The following is a 15,012-nucleotide window of genomic DNA, read 5'->3' as shown; positions in this document are numbered from 1 at the left end:
ATCCCTTTCTTCACGGTTTAAAGAGCTTAGAAAACTACTATTAGGCGTCAGCGATGGAAAACATATTAAAACAAGCTTATAAGTGTTTCCACGTTTAAACCGTTGTAATGGTTTTCTTGAACAACCTGGTCTCCTCGAAAACCCCTTCAGGACCTATGACCAAGATGTCGACTCCTTCACCAGTGAAGCTGTCCCTCATGATTGCTGAGGAAACAGCTTTGAAGGCGAGCTCCTTGGCCTCCTCGAGGCTCATACCATCCCGATACCCCTGCTCTAAGACGCCGAATGCTACTGGGGAGCCGCTACCGGTGGACATGTACTTCTCTCTCGAAACACTACCGTACAAGTCCATGTAGTAAAGCTTAGCTCCCTCATCATCGACTCCTCCAAGCAGAAGCTGAACTATGAATGGTGAATACCTGAGATAGGCTGATAGGATCAGGGATATCCTATTCGCCAGCGCGTCTATGGTGATTTTCTTGCCCATCTTAACCTCGTATTCCTTCGCAATGAACTTAGCGTTCTCGACAATGAACTGAGCATCCGCCACTAGTCCAGAAATAGTCATCGCCGAGTAAGGCGTGATCTCCATTATCTTCTTCACGCGCTTATGATACACCATTGGACCAGCAGTAGCCCTCTTATCCGCTGCAAGGACCACGTAACCCCCGGCTATAAGTCCAACCGTCGTAGTCTTTGAAACAGCCTTCTCCATAACGCCACCGTCTCCCGCTTATTATTGAGGATTATTAAGCGGGTTTAAATATATCATTCGCAGTGCTGGAGGATGATGTCTTGCACAACATTCACGAGATAACCCTCCCCTTGAAGGTGATCGTGGGGCATGGAGTAATAGATAAGGTGGTTGAACTACTCCCTTCCTCGGTTGGAAAAGTGGGGCTGATAACCGGCGAGCTAACCTACGAGCTGGCTGGAAAAAGAGTTGACGAGGCTTTGAGGGCGAGCAGGGACGTGTACGTGTGGAGGGCTCCTAACGCCATGGTGTCCACTGCGGAGGTTATCGCTGAGAAAGCGAGGGAGAGACGAGTTGACGCGGTCATAGGGGTTGGAGGGGGCAAGGTTATCGACGTTGCAAAATACGTGGCCAAGGAGACAGGTTCGATCATGGTTAGCATTCCAACAACTCCAAGCCACGACGGGATCGCGAGCCCCTTCGCAAGCCTCAAGGGGACTGGGAAGCCGACGAGCATATACACTAAAACCCCCTACGCCGTGATCGCTGATATCGAGGTAATCGCCAAAGCCCCCAGGAGGCTTGTGCTCGCTGGATTCGGCGACTTGGTCGGCAAGCTGGTCGCAGTTAAAGACTGGGCCCTCGCCCACAGGCTCAGGGGAGAATACTATGGAGAGTATGCCGCGCAGTTGGCGTTGATGAGCGCTAAACACGTGTTGAAATTCCATGAAATAATAGCGAGCGGAAGCCTCGAGGGCATAAGGATCCTGGTTGAAGCGTTAGTTAGCGCTGGAGTTGCGATGTGCATAGCTGGTTCGAGCAGGCCCGCAAGCGGTAGCGAGCACTTGTTCAGCCACGCCCTCGACATAGTGGCGCCGGGGAAGGCCCTCCACGGGGAGCAGGTCGCCCTCGGGACAGTGATGATGCTTTACCTACACGGCGACTCCTCGTGGAGGAGAGTTAGGAGAGTCCTGAAGAAAGTGGGGTTGCCAACTAATGCTTACGAACTAGGCGTTGAGCCGGAGAAGATAGTTGAAGCACTAACGCTGGCGCACTCAATAAGGCCGGATAGATACACGATACTGGGGGAAAAGGGTTTAACGCGTGAAGCCGCTTACAAGCTGGCTAGGGAGACAGGAGTCATTTAGCTTGACTCGGGCATCGTCCTCGACAGCGTCTCCTGGAACACTAGTTTTTCGACAGCATCCTTGAATAGGTCGAACAAGTCTGTGGCTAGGGATATCTTAGAGTAGTTGAGCTCCCTCCTAGACAAGTACTTCCCCGGTATACCCACGAGCAACTTCTTCTCTCCCTCATCATAGGAGACGTCGATATCGTTGCTCACTATCGACAAGTGCCTCGACGCGAGCGCTTTAACCTTGTCCTTGAAGTCCTCGATCTTGCCCACAACTTTCACCTTGTAGACCAGGGTCTTCCCAGCCAGCGGGTGGTTGAAGTCGATCACCACCCTACCCCCGCTTATGCTTTTAACCACGCCCTTGACTCCGCCGACCTCCACGACGTCTCCAACGTTTAAGCTGTACCCCCTCCTCTGAAACTCCTTCAAGCTGAAAGTCTTCACCTTGCTCGAATCCCTCTCGCCGAAGCCCCTCTCAGGCGGCACTTCGATCTCCTTCTCCTCGTTCACATCCATCTTCATGAGTTCCTGCTCAACGAGCTCGTTCATCCATCCTCTGCCAAGGACTACTAGGGATGGACCGTAGAGCTTGTCTGCTTCGTAGATGTTTTCCTTCTTGGCTAACTCCTGGTCGGTGGTGTCGAGCAGTGTCCCGGTCTCCTTAATCCTTACGACATACTCTACTAGTATGAAGTCTCCAGGGTTGAAAGGCATATTGCTCACCTTTTTCTCGTTTAATCCAGGTTTCTAACCTATATTTAGACACGTTTTAAATGTTAATGGTGGCCGCGGCCTCAGGGGCCGTGCCTCCAGAACTCGTCGTTGAAGTAGTGTATGTTCTCGACAACCTTTCCCCTCCTCAACTCGCCCTTAGTGATCGGGTCGGACGGGGCCAGGGCTCTCCCGATGGCGAAAGGCTTCCTGGACTCGAACTCGCAGATCACGACGATGTCGCCCTCTCTGAAGGCTCCTTCAATGGCTTTAATCCCCGGCGCCATTAAGTCCGCCCCCCTAAGCAGTGCTTGCATCGCCCCCTTGTCCACGAGGATCCTCGGGAGGCTTAATGCATCGAGATTCTTCAAGACGAACCTTAAATGAGGTATCCACTTGTCCCCGAGCTTGAAGAAGGCTGCTTCACCGTTCACGAGTATTCTCTCACCGTTCTCATCCTGGTAGTATTCCACTAGCGCTTCATCACTGATACTAAAATCCCCCATATACGATAGCTCTTCCCACAGCTTCCTGCGCTCTTTTTTCGACAAAGGGTATCTCTTCACCATTTAAAACCACGTTTAACAAGTTGATCGCTAAGTATTTAAGGATACCAAGTATTTTAAACATGTAGATTCGTTAAGCATTAGCGATTGAGGTGCGGGTATTGAGCGAGACGGCGCACAAGATGCTCGAGGAAAACATTGGAAACATAGTCTTGATCAAGATTAAAGACGATATAACCCTTCGCGGAAAGCTCAGGAGCTACGACCAGCACTTAAACATCGTGCTGGATGACGTGGAGGAGATTAAAGAGGGAGGAGATACTAGGAAGCTGGGCACGGTTGTGATAAGAGGAGACACCGTAGTGTTCATATCACCTATAACTGAGTGATGAAGGTGGTCTAATTGACCAAGGGAACATCAAGCATGGGCAAGAAGAGCAGGGGTAAGACGCACATTAGGTGCAGGAGGTGCGGGAGACACAGCTTCAATGTCTCGAAAGGATACTGTGCTGCATGCGGCTATGGGCGTAGCAAGAGAATGAGAAGATATTCGTGGGCTAATAAGAAGGTAAACAGGGTTAGGATTGTCTAGGTTTTTAATGCAGTCAATGCGCGAGTACATAGTCTTATTATACGGTATTGATAAATCCTTTAACCAGGGGCAATAGGTGATTAAATGAGCAAGTATTTGATAAAGGCGAGGATAGAGATAGACGGCGTTGTCGAGAAGCACGACATCGTCGGCGCAATATTCGGTCAAACCGAGGGACTCCTCGGCGATCAGTTCGACCTCCGCCAGCTCCAGGACAAGGGTAGGATAGGGAGGATTCAAGTCAACACAAAGATCCAGGGGAGCAAAACCCTTGGAGAAATCCTCATACCAAGCAACCTGGACAGGGTTGAAACCGCTCTCCTCGCAGCATTAATAGAGAGCGTTGACAAGGTTGGACCCTATGATGCTTCGCTGAGGATTGTCGACATCGTTGACTTGAGGCTTGAGAAGATAAAGAAGATCATGGAGAGGGCCGAGGAAATACTGAGGAAGTGGAGCAAGGAGAAGGCCCCGGACGTCAGGGAGATCATAAAGAGTATTCAGGAAATGCTTAGAGCTCCGGAGCCGGTTAGCTATGGTCCAGAGGAGTTGCCGGCCGGGCCCGACGTCGACAAGTCGGACACTTTAATACTGGTTGAGGGAAGGGCCGACGTAATAAACCTGCTTAGGTACGGGATTAACAACGTCATAGCGATCGGGGGAGCGAGAAAAGTCCCCGAGACCTTGAAGAAGCTTGCAGAAACCAAGAAGATCGTCCTCTTCGTCGACGGAGACCACGGCGGAGACTTGATACTGAAGGAAGTCCTGAGAAACCTTAAGGTAGACTCCATAGCTAGAGCGCCGGCTGGCAGGGAGGTAGAAGAGCTGACCGGGAGGGAAGTGGAAGAGGCCTTGTCTAAAAGCGTAAGCGTATTCGACTACTTGAACAACCTCGCCAAGCAGGGTAGCAAGGAGGCTCAACACCTGCTCCAGGTGCAACAGAAGCTCCACAAGCTCCCGGCCGAGGCGAAGCCGGTGGAGGCTAGAGAGGAGGCTCCGCCGCAACCGCCTCCGCCGGTCGAGAAGGAGGAGGTCATCGTCCTCCCGGGTAGGATAGCCGAGGAGGTCAAGGCTTTATATGGGACTCTCGAGGCAGTAATCTATGATCAAAACTGGAACCCGTTGAAGAGGATCCCCGCTAGAGAAATATTCAATGAAATAGACAGCGCGCAACCGGGAAGCATCCACGGAGTACTTGTAGACGGCGTTATAACTCAAAGGTTGGTGAGCGCGGCTGCAGAGAAAAACGTTAAGGTTGTCGTTGGAGCGAGGCTCGGCAACGTTGATGACAAGCCCCGCGACCTAGTGGTTTTAACGTTCAACGAGCTCTCCTGAATCGTTCCTCCCGGCTTGTTTTCGAAACATAGTTTTAAATACCTGGTTCCAACCAATTTTTAACAGGAGATAATAAGCGAGGTGCAGGGCTTGGTCTGGTTCGAGGAGGAATGGGAAGAGGAGTGGTGGGAAGAAGAGGAAGAATGGGAGGAAGAGTGGGAGGAAGAGGAGTGGTAGAGCTACAGCAGGGATAACAAACTACTAACGTTTTTTGCCAGAATATTGTAAGATTCCTCGTCAAGGCTCAAATCATAATCCTTGAAGCCCACGCACCCTGTTTTATCGAAGCCCTCGTCCCCGAGCGATATGACGAAGTAGTCGTTGCTTACCGCGTAGTGCCTTCTCAGGTCGGTTACCAGCTCGTTAATCTGCGTGTGACCCGTTGCAAGGAGCAACAGGAGGAGCCCTTTGTTCTTAAACCTGGAGAGCTCCTCCCTGTAAATCACGTAGTGCGCCGCTGCTTGAAACAGTTGGAGAGGAGTCTTAAGCATGGACGCGGGGAGGATTGTCACGGGCTTGTCGGGGGAGAGTTTCCTCGCGGCCAGCTCCTCGTCGAGGTCTCCACGCTTCTTAACACACTTGTATATGAAAAGCTTCAACTCGACTCCGCTGATCCTCAGGAGGAAGCCTCCCTCCCCAGTGGAGGCGGAGAAATCTACGCTTGAGGAGCTTGAAGCCTGCAAAACCAGGCCTCTCAGGCTTTAGCCTTCTTCTCCTTAACAGCCACGAGGTGGGTGACGTAGCCGGCTACGAGGTTTCTCATTTTCTTGGACTGTGTTTCAACGAGCCTGGAGACCAGGGTCTTGTTTTGCTCGAAGTCTCGTGTAAATAAATCCGGGTACTTCTCCAGTAGTTCCCTAGCTGTTCTCTTCACGACTCTAATCCTTATCTTACCCATAAGCATCACCGCTTGATAACTATCACATACCATATTGTAAGCGGGTTTTAAAATGTTTCACCGAGTAAGGGTCGGCGGGGATTAGAAATCTTTATAATGCGGTGAAAATAACAATAATAGAAGTCAAGAATCACGTGGTGAATTACGTGGTAAAGTTCTGCCCGAGATGCGGCGGACCCATGATGCCTGTTAAGAAGGATAATGAAGTGTTCTTCAAGTGTAGCAGGTGCGGCTACGAGGTTAAGGCGACCAAGAAGGACTTGGAGAAATATGGTTTGAAATACCAGGTTGAGTCGAGCAAGAGGGTCGTGACTGCGAAGGCCACTGAGAGCAAGGCCTCGGGCCTCACTCCCGAGGAGAGGGAGATGCTCCAAGAGTACTATGAAATATTCCTCGAGGAGTTCGCAGCCGAGGAAGGAGAAGCCGGTGAGGGAGATTAAATCAGCTATTATGCTTCCTCATCACGATTGAGTTCAGAGCCGTCACCATTCTTCATCAATTATAAAATAGGTTTTCAAATCCTATTATAGGTGGCTTGAACAAATAGCCTTGGATCCGGGGCTGAGTGCTCCTCTAGACTAAAGGAGGCCGGCGGAGACGTGGAAGGCGGTGGATTATGACCAGGCTTGCGGTGGTGGAAAGGGACTACTGTAAACCCGATAAGTGTAGCTTGGAGTGCATTAGATTCTGCCCTGTTAACAGGACGAGGAAGACTAAGGCCGTAGACCTAAGCGAGGATAAAACCCACTCGATCATCTTCGAGGACAAGTGCATTGGATGCGGCATATGTGTTAAGAAATGCCCGTACAACGCCATATCAGTCGTCAACGTGCCCGACGAGCTCGAGAAGCAACTGGTTCACCGCTACGGGGAAAACATGTTCAAGCTATACGGTCTCCCCGTCCCCAAGACGGGGGGAATACTCGGGATAATCGGGAAGAACGGAGCCGGGAAGACAACGAGCATCAAGATATTATCAGGGCAACTGAAGCCCAATCTCGGAAACTACGCGAGCGAGCCCGACTGGGACAGCGTGATAAAAGCCTTCAAGGGCACGGAGCTACAAACCTACTTCTCACGCCTAGCGAGCAACTCGTTGAAGAGCGTTGTAAAACCCCAGTATATCGAAGCGGTGAGAAGGGTTGTGAAGGGGAGCGTTAAAGACCTTTTAACGAGGGCTGATGAAAGAGGATTGTTAAACGAAGTTGTTGAAAAATTGAACTTGAAGAGCCTTCTCGACCGCCAGGTCTCGGAGCTGAGCGGGGGAGAGCTACAGAAGTTCCTCGTGGCCGCAGTCCTGTTGAAGAACGCCGACGCATACTTCTTCGACGAGCCCTGCAGCTACCTCGACGTGAGAGAGAGGATTAGGGTTGCAGACGCTATAAGAGAGTTCACCGATGCATCAAGGAACTACGTGGTCGTGGTCGAGCACGACCTCATGATACTTGACTACATAAGCGACAACGTCGTAGTCGTGTACGGTGAGCCGGGGGTCTACGGGATAGCGTCGAAGCCCTACGGGGTTAGAGCCGGCATAAACCACTATTTAAACGGGTACCTCCCAGCCGAGAACATGCGGATACGGCCGGAAGCCGTGAGGTTCAGAATACAGGTGGCTGAGAAGCGCTTCGAGGAGTCCGAATACCCTGTCCTCAAATGGGAGAGGATGATCTTTCAATACCCTTCCTCGGGGTTCAAGCTCGTTGTGGAGGAGGGGGAAGCCTACCCGGGCGAGGTTCTCGGGATTCTCGGGCCCAACGGCGTTGGAAAGTCGACTTTCATCAAGCTTTTAAGCGGCGAGCTGAAACCTGTTGAAGGAGAAGTCCTGATATCAGCCGGCAAGGTAAGCGTTAAACCCCAAGAGCTCTCGCCGAGGATTTTCGCCGAGGAAACAGTGTCCCAAGCCCTCAGGAATGCCTCCAGCGAAGCCGTGAACCCGGCTTCATGGCTGTACAACGAGCTGATCAGGAAGCTGAGGCTAAATAGAATGCTCGACAGGAGGATCGAAGAGCTCAGCGGCGGGGAACTCCAGAAGCTCGCCGTGGCAACCTCCCTGGCAAGGGAGGCAGACCTCTACCTCCTCGACGAGCCCTCGGCATACCTGGACGTCGAGGAGAGGATAATCATTGCGAAAGTCATAAGGAAGATCATCGAAGAGAAAAGGAAGACTGCAATAGTCGTGGAGCACGACCTCATGCTTCAAAACTACATCAGCGATAAAATGATAGTTTTCACTGGAAGACCCTCTGTTGAGGGGTTCGCTAGCAAGACGCTAGGGATTAGGGAGGGATTCAACACTTTGTTGATGAATCTTTCAATAACCGTTAGAAAAGACAGCGAGACGGGCCGCCCTAGAATAAACAAGCCGGGATCCGTGTTGGACCGCGAGCAGAAATCCAGGGGCGAGTACTACGTTCCCGATTGACGATTTAAATATTTATTTAAAATAATTTAAAAAGATTGTAAATTCACGTTTATTAATCCTTTAACCAATACTTTAAAACGGTGTAATCATGGGAGATAAAATCACCTTATCCATTATAAAAGCAGACGTTGGAAGCGTTGCTGGACACCACATGCCTCACCCCGATCAATTGGCCGCCGCCACCAAGGTCCTCGCTGAAGCCAAGCAGAAGGACGTGATAATCGACTTCTACGTGACGCACGTTGGGGACGACATCCAGTTGATCATGACGCATAAGAAGGGCGTAGACCACCCGGACATACACGGCTTAGCATGGGAGGCTTTCAAGTCCGCCACGAAGGTTGCAAGGGATTTAAAGCTCTACGCCGCCGGGCAGGACCTGCTGAGCGAGGCTTTCTCAGGCAACGTCAGGGGCATGGGTCCCGGCGTCGCCGAGCTCGAAATGGAGGAGAGGGAGGCTGAGCCCGTTATAACTTTCCACGCCGACAAGACCGAGCCCGGAGCCTTCAACATGCCCATCTACAAGATCTTCGCAGACCCCTTCAACACCGCTGGACTAGTCATTGACCCTAAGATGCACGATGGATTCGTGTTCGAAGTATACGATGTGTTCGAGGGGAGGAGCGTCTTGATGAAGACCCCCGAGGAGTCATACGATGTCCTCGCGCTAATCGGCACCCCGGGCAGATACATTGTGAGGAGAGTTTACAGGAAGTCGGACAACCTGCTAGCCGCCGTGGTGAGCGTTGAAAGGCTCAACCTCACCGCTGGAAGATACGTCGGCAAGGACGACCCCGTAGCCATTGTCCGAGCGCAACACGGCCTCCCCGCCGTCGGAGAAGTCCTCGAGCCCTTCAGCTTCCCGCACCTCGTAGCAGGGTGGATGAGGGGTTCGCATCACGGTCCGTTAATGCCTGTTCCAATGAGGTATGCCAAGGTGACGAGGTTTGACGGACCCCCGAGATTGATCGCCCTCGGATGGAACATCTCCCGCGGCAGGCTGATAGGTCCGGTAGACTTGTTCGACGACGTAGCCTTCGACGAGACCAGGAGGCTCGCGGAGACGATAGCCGAGTACATGAGGAGGCACGGTCCCTTCATGCCTCACAGGCTTGGACCAGAGGAAATGGAGTACACAACCCTGCCCTCAGTCCTCGAGAAGCTGAAGGATAGGTTCGTGAAGACTGAGGAGGCTAAAGTAGTTAAGAAGCACAGCGACCTGCTCTCAGGCTAGTTTTTCAAAACCGTAAACCCGTATCCAATACCTCGTCGAGGGTGTCTTGATTGAAGCCTATAATAGCGGTGAACTACAAGGCGTATCACCCGCACAGCTTCGGCGAGAACGCCCTGAGGATAGCCAGGGACGCTAGGAGAGTGTGGGAGGAGACGGGCGTTGAAGTAGTCCTCGCGCCCCCGTTCACCGAGATCTACAGGGTGTTGGAGGAGGTCGAGGGCTCCGGCGTGAAGGTGTTTGCTCAGCACGCGGACCCGGTTGAACCCGGTGCTACAACCGGCTACATCCCCCTGGAGGGGTTGAAGGAGGCGGGGGTTCACGGAGTGATATTGAACCACAGCGAGCACAGGTTGAAGATAGCCGACATAAACATGCTAGTGAACAAGGCTAGGAGGCTCGGGTTGAAGACGCTGGCATGCGCGGACGTCCCCGAGACCGGCGCCGCGATAGCGTTGCTGAAGCCCGATATGATCGCCGTGGAGCCCCCTGAGCTGATAGGGACCGGCGTCAGCGTCAGCAAGGCGAAGCCCGAGGTCATAACCAACAGCGTCTCCCTGATAAGGAGCGTTAACAAGGAAGTACTAGTATTAACGGGCGCGGGGATATCGACCGGGGACGACGTCTACCAGGCTATTAAGCTCGGAACCATCGGAGTCCTGGTCGCGTCGGGAATCGTGAAGGCGAAGGACCCCTACAGCGTCATGAAGGATATGGCGTTGAACGCGTTGAAAGCTGTTCAACAATAGCCTCAGGCTTTTTTAACATTTTTATAAACGCCTTCACCCTAAACCATTATAGAGCCGCCGTAGCTCAGCCCGGTGGAGCGCCGGCCTCGTATCGGCCCTCTTCAACCGAGGTCGCTGGACAGCCGGTGGACGCGGGTTCAAATCCCGCCGGCGGCTCTAACTACCTGACCTCCTCCACGATTATCTCGTGAACCCCGGTGCCCGATTTAACATAGGCTTTTACAACGATGTCGCCAATACTGATCAACCCTTTTCTCCTCAGAGAAACATAGAGGGCTTCGACTCCCTTCTCATAGCTCGCGTCGCCCCCCATCTCCTCGAGGCTCACGGGGTTCAACCCGTAGTAGATGGCTAAGGCCTCGGCGATCGTCTTCGAAGAAGACCCGATGTAGACGGGCACGAGGGGCCTGAGCTTCGAGATCAAGGGTGGAACCGTGTTGCCCCTAGTGTAGACGAGGATCTTAGCGTTCAAGCTCTCCGCGAGAAGTAGCAGCCCGTTCGCATACTTCTCAACGAGGGTGTTACCAACCCTCCTATACTTCTCCACGGACGGCTTCTCCTGCCGAGATATCGCTGTCTCAATGATCCTCTTAGCCCATTTCACCGTTTCAACAGGGTATTTGCCGACCGCTGTTTCATTGGTCAGCATGATCGCGTCCACCATGTCGTACACCGAGTTGTAGACGTCCACCACGTCGCTCCTGCTCGGCCTCGGATTGCTCAGCATGGACTCCATGACCTGCGTGGCGACGATGCTCGGCTTCCCGAGCGAGTTGGATGCTGACACGATGTTCTTCTGTATGAGCGGGACCTCCTCCAGCGGGAAGTGAAGCCCTAGGTCGCCCCTCGCCACGAGGACAGCGTCCGAGGACTCGATAATCCCGTTCAGGTTCAAGTACGCGGACCTCGTCTCTATCTTGGCTATGATCCTGAGCGAGTGCTCCCTGGGCTTGAGCAGGCTTCTGACGAGCTCGACATCCCGGGGGGTTCTCACGTAGCTGAGCGCAAGGTATGTCAAGCGGTTGGAGACCGCGTGGTCTAGAATCCTCACATCCTTGTCGCCCAGCATGGGGAGCCCGACCTCCTTGCCCTGGACGACTATTTTCTTGCGGGGCTTGACTACTCCATCGTTCAAGACGATCACGGTTGAAGAATCCTCCTCGACGGAGAGAACCCTGAAGGAGACTTCGCCATCACCATAGAGCACGATGTCCCCGGGCTCGAGAGTTGAGAATAATTCGCGCACTGCTACGGGTATCAACCCCTTCTCAAGGCTCGGGGGCTCGTGCACCAGCCTCAGGGTTTCGCCTTTTTTAACAGCGAACTCCTCGAACTCACCCGACCTCACCTGGGGGCCGGGGAGGTCGCCTATTATGGAGACTGGCTCGCCGAGCTCGCTCGACGCGTCTCTCACCATCTTGACGTAGTTGCTCCAGACCTCCTCGCTTCCGTGGGCATAGTTGATCCTGAAACCGGATACGCCCTCGCGGATCATTCTCCTGATCGTATCGTAATCCCCGCTGCTCGGCCCGATCGTGGCGATGAGCTTGACCCTCGGCTTCAAAGCTCCAAGCACCTTACAAGTACTCCAGCACTTCCCTCAGCTTGGCCCCCTTCCTCGCCCCTAGGGCTTCAGCCTTGGAGGTGGCCTCCGCTACCTCCTTCTCGAGCATCTCCTCCACTGAGCTGACTCCGGGGACCTTGACCGCTACGAGGCCCTTCTTCTCCGCAGCCGATACGTCGAGGAGGCCGCACATTGCGAACCCTGTTCTGCCCGCTATCACGATGAGCGGGGGAGACTGGGGGAGGCTTACTTCGATTCCGAGATACTTTCTCCCGCCTGCCTCGACTTCCTTCACGCGGATGATTTCACGGGACATGGTTTAAACCCCTCTGGAAAACCATATTAGCTCGGCAGGGTATAAACCCATACGGGTGCCGGGTTTGGACGCTTTCCAGATGATTTTAATAGGGTTAGCCTTGATCATAGCTGGTTTCGCAGTCTTAATGTTTTCAGCCGCCCGCGAGGAGCGCGGGGAGGGCAGGGTTGAAGCAGGGGGTTTAGTGATGATAGGGCCCATACCCATCCTCGTAGCCACTTCGAAAAAGATCGGGTTAATCCTACTCCTGGCGACGGCCGTGTTCCTCATAGCCCTGCTAATACTCGCCATAGGGATCCAGCGTTGAAGACCTCCAGCCTAGGCCTCCTACTCATAGTTGCCGGACTCCTCATCACGCTTACAGCGGTGTTGACAGCCGCTTCAGCGCCCGGCTGGAGCGCGGGCTTCGCGGGATGCATAATCATACTGGTAATACCTATATGCTGGGGGATCGGGGGCGAGCAAGTCCTCCCAATCCTAGCAGTGCTCGCGGCAATCCTAGCGGTGATAGCGGCCGTCAATCTTGCATTAGCATATAGGGCCAGGAAACACTTCAAGCCGGATAACCCATCCTAAAAAGCGGGAGAACCTCCGTCGACGCTCGTTCAACCAAGGCCGTCAAGGCTGCAAAGCCGCCCTACCCCTCACCTCGAACACTCGTGGAGCAAGCCATCACGTGCAACTGCATCCACGTCTCCCACATATTTACAAGTAGCAAACCCCAGTGTTCTACCGCCGCAATACCTGAGCCCGCCCCGAAACAGCGGGCGCAGCGAAAAACACCCTCCACCATTAAGGTATGATGCGATTATAGTTCAAACACGCTCCAATTGTTTAACGATTTAACTACCGGAGGAAGTAGGAGAAGGATAATAATTATCTGCCCTTAAAGATATACCATACCAGAAGTTATTACTCTTATACCAGTAATAAAAATAATTTCTATTCCAATGAAGAGGATTTAATATAAACACTATATCAACATATCTTAAATTAGGCTCTCTTTTATCATACATTCCTATTTCTATATCTCTTCTTAATCCATTTGGTGATGAAAGAAACGCGTAACCATTTCCTGGCAGTATAATCGCCTTTCCCTTCAACTCTTCTATTAAATATTGAGGCAAGCCGAAAACTGCTGGTTCATAGCCATGAGCTGTTTGTAAATTATTTCCACTTCCAATATAATGGCCAGAAAAATGAGCTTCAGCAATAAACGGTATTCCAAAAGCTCTGAAATTTCTATTTCCTTGGTTAGATATGTTTATGAATTCACCTACATCCTTTGAGCCATCAGCACAACCTAGACTGTAAGTAAAAAGCCATTTAATTAGATCTCCATATTTCCACCTTTGTATAATGTTGTCTGCTCCATTTTTTGTTGTATCCATAGAAGCAATCCATACGCTTTTTTCCCAAGATCCAGCTCCAGGTACCCACCAATTAAGCATATCATTAACTCCAATCCATTCACTTACTGTATATCTTAAACCATAAACTCCCCTATCTAAAAGCCAATGACCGTAAAAAGTTTTAAAGTCCATGTCATGGAAAGTCCTCATTTCCCACCCTTTTTCCAAATAATCGTTAATAATTTTTGGGTATAACTCTTCCATATCACTAATAAACTGTTTCATAGCCTCTACTCCAGTTATAAGTTCACCATCTCTTTTATAATAATACAATGGCAATTGCCAAAACACAAGATTTGCAATTTTTCTATCTATTTCATTTGGAATCCATTCTTCTTGGATTTTAGAATCATACCAAGGAAATACTGTAATTCTTTGAGTTATATTTCCTGCTTGAGGAGTAGAATACCAATAGTAATTCCATTGTTGAATAATAACATCCCAAGCTTCTTTACTATCTAAGCTATGTTTTTCAGAAAAAGTTAGAATTGGTGGCGACCATTCAATTTCACCTAATATTGCTAATCTATAAAATATGTCCATATAGTTTTGCCTAATTTTCGCATTGAAAGAAAACCAAGTTTCCGGATGATCTAAAACATAAGGAGTTAAACCTAAGTGCCTAGCCATTATCCAAACTTCTCCAGGAATATTTGGATCTTTAAAGATCTCTACGCTCCTGTTGAGATTATCTCTCACTATTATCGGGTTGAAGTCTAATAGCTTGCTAGCGTTCATGGTTTCAATCGCGTTGATGAGCAGTTTGAGGTTGTCGAGCTCCTCCGGCGCGTCGAGGGTTTTAACTGCTAATGCATAGTTGACTATGGTGAACAGGGTCTCCTGGGATGGCCGCTTATCCACTAGTTCCAGCCTCAGAGAGAGGTTGAAGGCATAGTCTACATGAGCGATTACCTGGGCGTGGGAGGCTAGTTTTTCAAAGAAATCTATGGATTTGAGCGCTTCAACAAGCTCGTCTACCTCCACGACCCCGTCTCCAGCATACTCTAGTAGGTGTTGCCCCAGGCATTCCGCCCCCTGGTCGATGAGCGTTTTAACCTTGATCAGGATATTATTGTATACATGCTCGTTCTCATCCATTACCCCATCCCCGTCCAGCGGCTTCCCATACTTCAACGCGAAGTCCGCGTCGCCTGTCTTCTCGTACAGGTAGAGAGTGTTCGGCCCGGCCCCCGGCAACGGGGGCGTGGTTGTCGTGTTCACAATGCTTCCACGACTTGCGTAGAGGTCGTAGACGTAGAGGCAGAATCCTGTGATGATCAACGTGGCCGCCGCGGTGATGAGGACTAGGGTGACGGGGCTTTTCAACAATGTATTCCGGCCTGAAGCGTGACTCAAGAGCATCAAGCCATTAAATACTTTTCGCAGAAATCCTTAATATGTTTAACCCTCCAGGATCGCTTAATACTGGCCGGCCCCCGAG

General features: G+C 51.5%; 18 protein-coding genes and 1 tRNA gene. 11 read left to right on the top strand and 8 right to left on the bottom strand.

Annotated features, from left to right (window positions below):
• Positions 1-94: 94 nt before the first annotated feature.
• Positions 95-715, bottom strand: a complete 621-nt coding sequence (locus QXH45_06820) for a proteasome subunit beta (GenBank protein ID MEM2078954.1) — start codon at positions 713-715, stop codon at positions 95-97.
• Between the two features lie 80 nt (positions 716-795).
• Between QXH45_06820 and QXH45_06815 the strand changes: the two genes are divergently transcribed.
• Positions 796-1,842 carry an NAD(P)-dependent glycerol-1-phosphate dehydrogenase gene (locus tag QXH45_06815; GenBank protein MEM2078953.1) on the top strand — a complete coding sequence of 349 codons (1,047 nt, stop codon included), beginning with the start codon at positions 796-798 and terminating at the stop codon, positions 1,840-1,842.
• Here the strand turns inward: QXH45_06815 and QXH45_06810 are convergent.
• Both QXH45_06810 and QXH45_06805 read right to left on the bottom strand, forming a co-directional pair.
• Complete coding sequence (locus QXH45_06810) at positions 1,839-2,546, bottom strand: peptidylprolyl isomerase (protein MEM2078952.1); 708 nt, start codon at positions 2,544-2,546, stop codon at positions 1,839-1,841. The two genes, QXH45_06815 and QXH45_06810, sit on opposite strands and share 4 nt — an antisense overlap.
• Before the next feature lie 80 nt (positions 2,547-2,626).
• Positions 2,627-3,112 carry a DUF1947 domain-containing protein gene (locus QXH45_06805; GenBank protein MEM2078951.1) on the bottom strand — a complete coding sequence of 162 codons (486 nt, stop codon included), beginning with the start codon at positions 3,110-3,112 and terminating at the stop codon, positions 2,627-2,629.
• A gap of 98 nt (positions 3,113-3,210) precedes the next feature.
• On the opposite strand from QXH45_06805, the gene QXH45_06800 reads away from it, so the two are divergent.
• From QXH45_06800 to dnaG, 3 genes are all read left to right on the top strand, one after another.
• Positions 3,211-3,438: an LSm family protein gene (locus tag QXH45_06800; protein MEM2078950.1), complete on the top strand. Its 228-nt coding sequence runs from the start codon at positions 3,211-3,213 to the stop codon at positions 3,436-3,438.
• Between the two features lie 14 nt (positions 3,439-3,452).
• Positions 3,453-3,641, top strand: coding sequence for a 50S ribosomal protein L37e (locus QXH45_06795; protein ID MEM2078949.1), 189 nt, complete (start codon positions 3,453-3,455; stop codon positions 3,639-3,641).
• Between the two features lie 84 nt (positions 3,642-3,725).
• Positions 3,726-4,976, top strand: a complete 1,251-nt coding sequence (gene dnaG / locus QXH45_06790; GenBank protein ID MEM2078948.1) for a DNA primase DnaG — start codon at positions 3,726-3,728, stop codon at positions 4,974-4,976.
• A 179-nt stretch (positions 4,977-5,155) separates the two neighbouring features.
• Here dnaG and QXH45_06785 read toward each other — a convergent pair whose 3' ends face one another.
• A complete protein-coding gene (locus QXH45_06785; protein MEM2078947.1) occupies positions 5,156-5,659 on the bottom strand; it encodes a hypothetical protein in 504 nt (167 codons plus the stop codon).
• Between the two features lie 11 nt (positions 5,660-5,670).
• Positions 5,671-5,874: a 30S ribosomal protein S17e gene (locus QXH45_06780; protein MEM2078946.1), complete on the bottom strand. Its 204-nt coding sequence runs from the start codon at positions 5,872-5,874 to the stop codon at positions 5,671-5,673.
• 146 nt (positions 5,875-6,020) lie between these two features.
• Between QXH45_06780 and QXH45_06775 the strand changes: the two genes are divergently transcribed.
• The 5 genes from QXH45_06775 to QXH45_06755 all read left to right on the top strand — a co-directional run bounded on the left by QXH45_06775 (position 6,021) and on the right by QXH45_06755 (position 10,435).
• Positions 6,021-6,314 carry a DNA-directed RNA polymerase subunit M gene (locus tag QXH45_06775; GenBank protein MEM2078945.1) on the top strand — a complete coding sequence of 98 codons (294 nt, stop codon included), beginning with the start codon at positions 6,021-6,023 and terminating at the stop codon, positions 6,312-6,314.
• A 176-nt stretch (positions 6,315-6,490) separates the two neighbouring features.
• On the top strand, positions 6,491-8,299 hold the full coding sequence (locus QXH45_06770; GenBank protein MEM2078944.1) for a ribosome biogenesis/translation initiation ATPase RLI: 1,809 nt from the start codon (positions 6,491-6,493) through the stop codon (positions 8,297-8,299).
• Positions 8,300-8,387: 88 nt separating this feature from the next.
• The gene (gene fbp, locus QXH45_06765) at positions 8,388-9,533 is read left to right on the top strand and encodes a fructose-1,6-bisphosphate aldolase/phosphatase (protein MEM2078943.1); all 1,146 of its coding nucleotides are present in this window, start codon (positions 8,388-8,390) and stop codon (positions 9,531-9,533) included.
• Positions 9,534-9,583: 50 nt separating this feature from the next.
• Positions 9,584-10,279, top strand: coding sequence for a triose-phosphate isomerase (gene tpiA, locus QXH45_06760; protein MEM2078942.1), 696 nt, complete (start codon positions 9,584-9,586; stop codon positions 10,277-10,279).
• A gap of 53 nt (positions 10,280-10,332) precedes the next feature.
• Positions 10,333-10,435: transfer RNA gene (locus tag QXH45_06755), tRNA-Thr, on the top strand.
• A gap of 4 nt (positions 10,436-10,439) precedes the next feature.
• On the opposite strand, the gene pyk is transcribed toward QXH45_06755, so the two are convergent.
• Positions 10,440-11,855 (bottom strand): pyruvate kinase, encoded by a 1,416-nt coding sequence (gene pyk / locus QXH45_06750; GenBank protein ID MEM2078941.1) that lies wholly within the window; start codon positions 11,853-11,855, stop codon positions 10,440-10,442.
• Position 11,856: 1 nt separating this feature from the next.
• On the bottom strand, positions 11,857-12,159 hold the full coding sequence (locus QXH45_06745) for a DUF1805 domain-containing protein (GenBank protein ID MEM2078940.1): 303 nt from the start codon (positions 12,157-12,159) through the stop codon (positions 11,857-11,859).
• Between the two features lie 64 nt (positions 12,160-12,223).
• Between QXH45_06745 and QXH45_06740 the strand changes: the two genes are divergently transcribed.
• A complete protein-coding gene (locus QXH45_06740; protein MEM2078939.1) occupies positions 12,224-12,466 on the top strand; it encodes a DUF131 domain-containing protein in 243 nt (80 codons plus the stop codon).
• Entirely contained in the window at positions 12,463-12,735 is a 273-nt protein-coding gene (locus QXH45_06735; protein MEM2078938.1) for a hypothetical protein, read from the top strand. Before QXH45_06740 ends, QXH45_06735 begins: the two co-directional genes overlap by 4 nt.
• Positions 12,736-13,001: 266 nt before the next feature.
• On the opposite strand, the gene QXH45_06730 is transcribed toward QXH45_06735, so the two are convergent.
• Complete coding sequence (locus QXH45_06730; GenBank protein ID MEM2078937.1) at positions 13,002-14,927, bottom strand: hypothetical protein; 1,926 nt, start codon at positions 14,925-14,927, stop codon at positions 13,002-13,004.
• Positions 14,928-15,012 lie beyond the last annotated feature (85 nt).

The sequence above is a fragment of the Thermosphaera sp. genome, assembly GCA_038827615.1.
Taxonomy (GTDB): Archaea; Thermoproteota; Thermoprotei_A; order Sulfolobales; family Desulfurococcaceae; genus Thermosphaera.
The sequence above is the reverse complement of the archived record's forward strand: the minus strand, read 5'-3'. Positions and strand labels throughout refer to the sequence as shown.

Excerpts from the sequence above, each read along its gene's own strand:
- QXH45_06820 (MEM2078954.1), bottom strand. The coding sequence starts at position 715 with ATGGAGAAGGCTGTTTCAAAGACTACGACGGTTGGACTTATAGCCGGG.
- QXH45_06810 (MEM2078952.1), bottom strand. The coding sequence starts at position 2,546 with ATGCCTTTCAACCCTGGAGACTTCATACTAGTAGAGTATGTCGTAAGG.
- QXH45_06805 (MEM2078951.1), bottom strand. The coding sequence starts at position 3,112 with ATGGTGAAGAGATACCCTTTGTCGAAAAAAGAGCGCAGGAAGCTGTGG.
- dnaG (MEM2078948.1), top strand. The coding sequence starts at position 3,726 with ATGAGCAAGTATTTGATAAAGGCGAGGATAGAGATAGACGGCGTTGTC.
- QXH45_06780 (MEM2078946.1), bottom strand. The coding sequence starts at position 5,874 with ATGGGTAAGATAAGGATTAGAGTCGTGAAGAGAACAGCTAGGGAACTA.
- QXH45_06770 (MEM2078944.1), top strand. The coding sequence starts at position 6,491 with ATGACCAGGCTTGCGGTGGTGGAAAGGGACTACTGTAAACCCGATAAG.
- fbp (MEM2078943.1), top strand. The coding sequence starts at position 8,388 with ATGGGAGATAAAATCACCTTATCCATTATAAAAGCAGACGTTGGAAGC.
- QXH45_06745 (MEM2078940.1), bottom strand. The coding sequence starts at position 12,159 with ATGTCCCGTGAAATCATCCGCGTGAAGGAAGTCGAGGCAGGCGGGAGA.